This is a genomic window from Anaerotruncus massiliensis (ex Togo et al. 2026) (assembly GCF_030825285.1).
Lineage (GTDB): Bacteria > Bacillota > Clostridia > Oscillospirales > Ruminococcaceae > Anaerotruncus > Anaerotruncus massiliensis.
In genome coordinates this window covers 1-4,882 of the sequence record NZ_JAPJQF010000093.1, presented here as the reverse complement: position 1 = coordinate 4,882, position 4,882 = coordinate 1, and the positions used below count along the sequence as shown (strand labels likewise).

At 62.0% G+C, this 4,882-nt stretch carries 4 protein-coding genes; 3 read left to right on the top strand and 1 reads right to left on the bottom strand.

Features of this window, described 5'->3' with window-relative positions; translation table 11 throughout:
* A partial coding sequence (locus RCI06_RS14180) for a CHC2 zinc finger domain-containing protein (RefSeq protein ID WP_306576419.1) occupies window positions 1–361 on the bottom strand: 361 nt, incomplete at its 3' end.
* Window positions 362–662: 301 nt separating this feature from the next.
* On the opposite strand from RCI06_RS14180, the gene RCI06_RS14175 reads away from it, so the two are divergent.
* The 3 genes from RCI06_RS14175 to rmuC all read left to right on the top strand — a co-directional run bounded on the left by RCI06_RS14175 (window position 663) and on the right by rmuC (window position 4,633).
* Window positions 663–1,475 (top strand): ParA family protein, encoded by an 813-nt coding sequence (locus RCI06_RS14175; protein ID WP_158595715.1) that lies wholly within the window; start codon window positions 663–665, stop codon window positions 1,473–1,475.
* 130 nt (window positions 1,476–1,605) lie between these two features.
* The gene (locus tag RCI06_RS14170) at window positions 1,606–2,058 is read left to right on the top strand and encodes a hypothetical protein (protein WP_306576418.1); all 453 of its coding nucleotides are present in this window, start codon (window positions 1,606–1,608) and stop codon (window positions 2,056–2,058) included.
* 1,240 nt (window positions 2,059–3,298) lie between these two features.
* Complete coding sequence (gene rmuC / locus RCI06_RS14165) at window positions 3,299–4,633, top strand: DNA recombination protein RmuC (protein ID WP_288235311.1); 1,335 nt, start codon at window positions 3,299–3,301, stop codon at window positions 4,631–4,633.
* The last annotated feature ends 249 nt before the right edge of the window (window positions 4,634–4,882 follow it).

Here is a 4,882-nt window from a genome sequence, read left to right as displayed (position 1 = left end):
GCGCGGGGGCGGCGGCGCGCGCCCCCGCGCGGGGCGCCGGGGACGCCGCCGGGTCCCGGCCGAAGTCCTCCGGGAAGGGCACGCCGAAGAGCTCGCACGCCTTCTTCACCTGGCGCGGGAAGCTGTCGCAGTCGGGATAGTCCATGCGGATCACGTCGAAGAGGTCGTAGGTCGCCCCGCAGCCGAAGCAGTGGAGCTTTTTCGTCTTGGGATAGTAGGACATGCTGGGCGTGGAGTCGCTGTGCTGCGGGTTGATGCAGCGGATGAGCTTTTTGCCGCGCCCCACCACCATCCGCTTCTGGGCCATGTATTCGGGCAGGTATCCGCGCAGTTCGTCGAGCAGCCGGTCGTTCTGATTCATCAAGATTCCCCCATTTTCCCTTCCAGTTTACCACAGGCGCCGCGCGCCCGCAAGGCTTGTATATTCGTTAATCTATTAGAAACTATATTAATAAGATATATCATCTATTATATAACGCATTCGTTTATGTATTTTATAATCCATGATCAAACCGATTCTATATGATGTTATCGATGATATCTTTAAATGTAATTTTTTATAGATGCTTGCATCTCTTCACGAATCTGTGCTATAATGTATGCATCAATCGAATCGCAAATCTGTTCGCGCATCGAATCGCGAATCTACGGGAGGCTTCCTCATGGGAAAGATCATCACCTTCGGGACCCTCAAGGGCGGCGTCGGCAAAACGATGCTCTGCTTCAACATCGGCGGCATCCTCTCCCAGCTCGGCTACCGCGTGCTGGTCATCGATTCCGACCTGCAGGGCAACCTCACCAACAATATGGGCATCGACCGCACCCAGCCCGACCTGCTCACCACCTACGACGTCTACAACCTCGAGGAGGCGCAGCCCGAGCCGGACCAGCTCGTCATCAAAAGCCCCATCGACCGCCTGCCGCTGCTCGACATGATCGCCGGGTCGATCTTTCTGCACAAGTCGGAGCTCAAGATCGCGTCGGTCGCCGGGCGGGAGCAGATCCTCTCGAACTATTTGAGCGACCACAAAGCATTTTTCGACCAATACGACTACATCCTCATCGACACCAACCCCAGCATGTCGATCGTCAATCAGAACGCCTTCCTGGCGTCCGACGCCATCCTGCTCGTGAGCGACGTTTCGATGAACGCGATCGAGGGCGCGCAGCTCTTCATCGCGCTATGGGAGGAGGCCCGCAAACGCCTGCGCCGGGAGGACAACATCAAGGGCTTCATCGTCAACGACTTCGACAGCCGCAACAAGCTTTCCGCCGACTACCTCGAATATCTGCGCACCTCGCCCGACACCGAGGACCTGCGCCCCATCCTCTTCGAGACGGTCATCCCGCGCAACGTCCGCATCACCGAGAGCGAGCTGGCCGCCGTGCCGATCTCGATCTACGACCTGCGCTCCAAGGGCTGCGACGCGATCGCGTCCCTTGTCGACGAAATGCTCGCGCGCGGCGTGTTATAATCGTCCTTGCACGCGAGGTTCTATTCGCGCATATATAAGCGAATAGAACTTCTAATAGAAAATCGATGCGACGGGGAATCCCGGGAAAACGCGCCCGGAGGGAATAATCCCCGGCAGGGAGGTCATACTCATGGCAAACAAGTTTACCAAGAGCGTTTTGGAACGTCAGGCGAAGGAGATGCGGCAGCACCCGGCCCGCGCGGCAAAGCCCGCCGGGGAAGGGGAGACCCCCGCCCAGGAAGCGACGGCGGCGGCGACCGCCGCGCAGGAGATCCCGCAGGCGGCGACCGCCGCAATCCCTGCGGAGCAGCCGGAGGCGGCAGCGGCTCCCGCGCCCAAAGCGGCGGAACCGCCCGCCGAGCAGCCCGCGCCCCGCGCGCGCGCCGCCAGGCAGCCCAGGCCCGCCGCGCCGCCCGTCGACCTGACCGAATTCATCGTGCGGGACGAGGGGCGCATGGCGAAGAACAAAACCTTCTACCTCGACACCGCCGTCATCGACGCGCTGCACCGCGCGGCGGTCGCCCAGAAGGTGACCGACAGCAAGCTGGTCAACGACATTCTGCGGAAGATTCTGGGGCTCTAGCCTGTAAAGCCGAACGGCTGTCCAGCGTTTCCGGTGCCCCGCACGGTCCCCGCTCACCGAAACTGGGTACCGTCGCTTCTTTCATCCCGCGTTTATCCGCGTTTTTCTTTTTATTGCTCGTGATTTCTCCCGTTTTCCATGCGGTCCGTTTTTTCCGCCGAACGGGGGCCTGTCCATAAAATTACATTCGGTAATTTTGCGGGAAATGATACTATCCGAAAGTGGGTACCATCTGCTTTTCCATTTGAAACGGCGCGCCGATCACTCCGGATTCCTTCCGTTTTCTCCGGTTTTTATGGCGTTCCGTTTTCGGGAAATGAGCGCCCGGAGGATGTAAAGGAATTCCCTTGCGTATAATCTCCGGGCCCCGCGGGGGAAGGTACGCAGTTTTGGGGGACTCCCCGAAAACGGGTACCGTTTTTCGGACTTTGACATGTGTGGGCCGCCCACAAGGGTGCCCGGCTCACCGAAACTGAGTACCTTCCGGGATATAAACCCGTGTTTATCCCGCGTTTTCTCCCCGATCCTCCGGATTCCTCCCGATTTCACCGCCGCCCGCAAACGGTACGCAGTTTTCCCCAAAACCCCGCAATCCGCGCAAAATCCCGGGTTTGCGGCAATCCGCGGGTCCGGATGGACCGTCCCTGTTGGGGAAGGGGAGGGGAGGCTCACCGAAACTGGGTACCATCCCTCCCGGATTTCGAATGATCTCCTGGATGCTCCGGATTTCGCGTCCGGACGGACGATTTCGTCCATATTCCTGATCTTGCAGCTGGCGCCCCATCCGCATCTCTATTATATCACGCGCGCGCGCAGGGCGGACTCACCGGAACTGCCCACGCCGCCATCCGGATCGGGGCACCTCGCTAGCCGAAACTGTCCACGGTACTACCCGAAACCGGCGACCCCGCTTTGGAGGGCACGTCCCCGCGAACGCCCGTCCGGAGAGGAAAAATCCGGGGTCCTTTTCGCCCGGAATCTGGCTGTAGGTACTGTAGGTACTGTAAGTACTGTATTGGAAAACGGGAGGGGCTGCCGCCTGAAAGGCGGCCCCTCCCGTTTCTCTGCCGGGGAAAGAGAAGGGACCGGTGCAAAATGTTTCGGAAGCGAACGGGAAGCCCTTTTCGGGGGAAGAAAAACATGCTATAATATCCTCTGATTAGAACAGCGTTTTCTGCGGCCCGCCGGCGGCGGGCGCATTTTTTGACCGGACCGGGAACGTCCGGTAAAGGGGGATATCATGGACCAGGTTTTATTGTGGGCCGCCGCGCTCTTTGCGGCGGGCGCGTGCGCCGCGGCAATCGTCGCCGCGGTCATGGCGGCGAAATCCCGCCGGAGGGAAGAGGGGCTCGGCCCCATGCGGGAGGAGCTCGACCGGCTGCGCGGCGTGCTCATCGAGGAGTCGCGCCAGTCGCGGCAGGAGAGCGCGCAGAACATCACCCGTTCGGTGAACGCGCTCGGGCAGGCGCTGGCGAGCAACCAGCAGCAGATGTCCCGCGAACTGGGGATGCGGCAGGACAGCCTGCAAAAGACGGTCGCGGAGCTCATGCGCAGCGTGGACGCGCGGTTCCAGAGCTTCACCACCCAGAGCGGCGAACAGCTCTCGGGCATCCGCACGACGGTGGAGAACAGGCTCTCCTCCCTCCAGGAGGACAACGCCAAAAAGCTCGAGGAGATGCGCAAGACGGTCGATGAAAAACTCGAGCAGACGCTCGAAAGCCGCATCGGCCAGTCCTTCAAGCTGGTGAGTGAGCGGCTCGAGCAGGTCTATAAGGGCCTTGGTGAGATGCAGACCCTTGCCTCGGGCGTGGGCGATCTCAAGAAGGTGCTCTCCAACGTCAAGACGCGCGGCGTGCTCGGGGAGGTCCAGCTCGGCGCGATCCTTGAGCAGATCCTTTCGCCCGACCAGTACAAGACCAATTTCTCCACCCGCCGCGACAGCCGCAATTCCGTCGAATACGCGGTCGTGCTGCCGGGGGACGGGGAGGAGCCCGTCTACCTGCCGATCGACGCCAAGTTCCCGGCGGACGCCTATGTCCGTCTGACCGACGCCTACGAGCAGGGCGACCCCGCCGAGATCACCGCCGCGTCGGCGGCGCTTGCCGCGCGGGTCAAATCCTTCGCGCGGGACATCCGCGACAAATACCTCGACCCGCCCCGCACCACCGATTTCGCCGTCATGTTCCTGCCCTTCGAAGGGCTTTACGCGCAGGTGCTCCAGCTCGGCCTGCTCGAGCCGCTCCAGCGCGACTATAAGGTGAGCGTCGCCGGCCCGACCACAATGGCCGCCCTGCTTAACAGCCTTCAGATGGGCTTCCGGACCCTCGCGATCCAAAAGCGGTCGGGGGAGGTCTGGCAGGTGCTCGGCGCGGTCAAGACCGAGTTCGAACGGTTCGGCGACGTGCTCGGCGCCGCCCAGCAGCGGCTCGAACAGGCCAACAGCGAACTGGACAAGCTCGTCGGCGTGCGCACCCGCGCCATCCAGCGCCGTCTCGCGCAGGTCAGCGCGCTGCCCGATTCCGCCGCAGCCGCCCTGCTGGAGGAGGGGGAAGCCCCCTCCGGGGAGCCGTTATAGATTTGCCGCTCATTGAGCGGCGGAGCTTTTTATCGCCCTCCTCCGGAGGGCTAAGGGGAGCCGCCTTCGGCGGCGGAGATTTGCCGGGTCCCGCCCCGGCGGGCGGCCCTATTTCTTGGCCGCCCAAGAAATAGGGGAAAGAAACCGCAGGGGGCTGCGCCCCCTTGACCCCCGCGCCGCCTCCGGTTGGCCTTCGGCCAAAGTCGGCGGCGCCCTGCCACGGATGAACGGACGGGTGTACAGCATCCC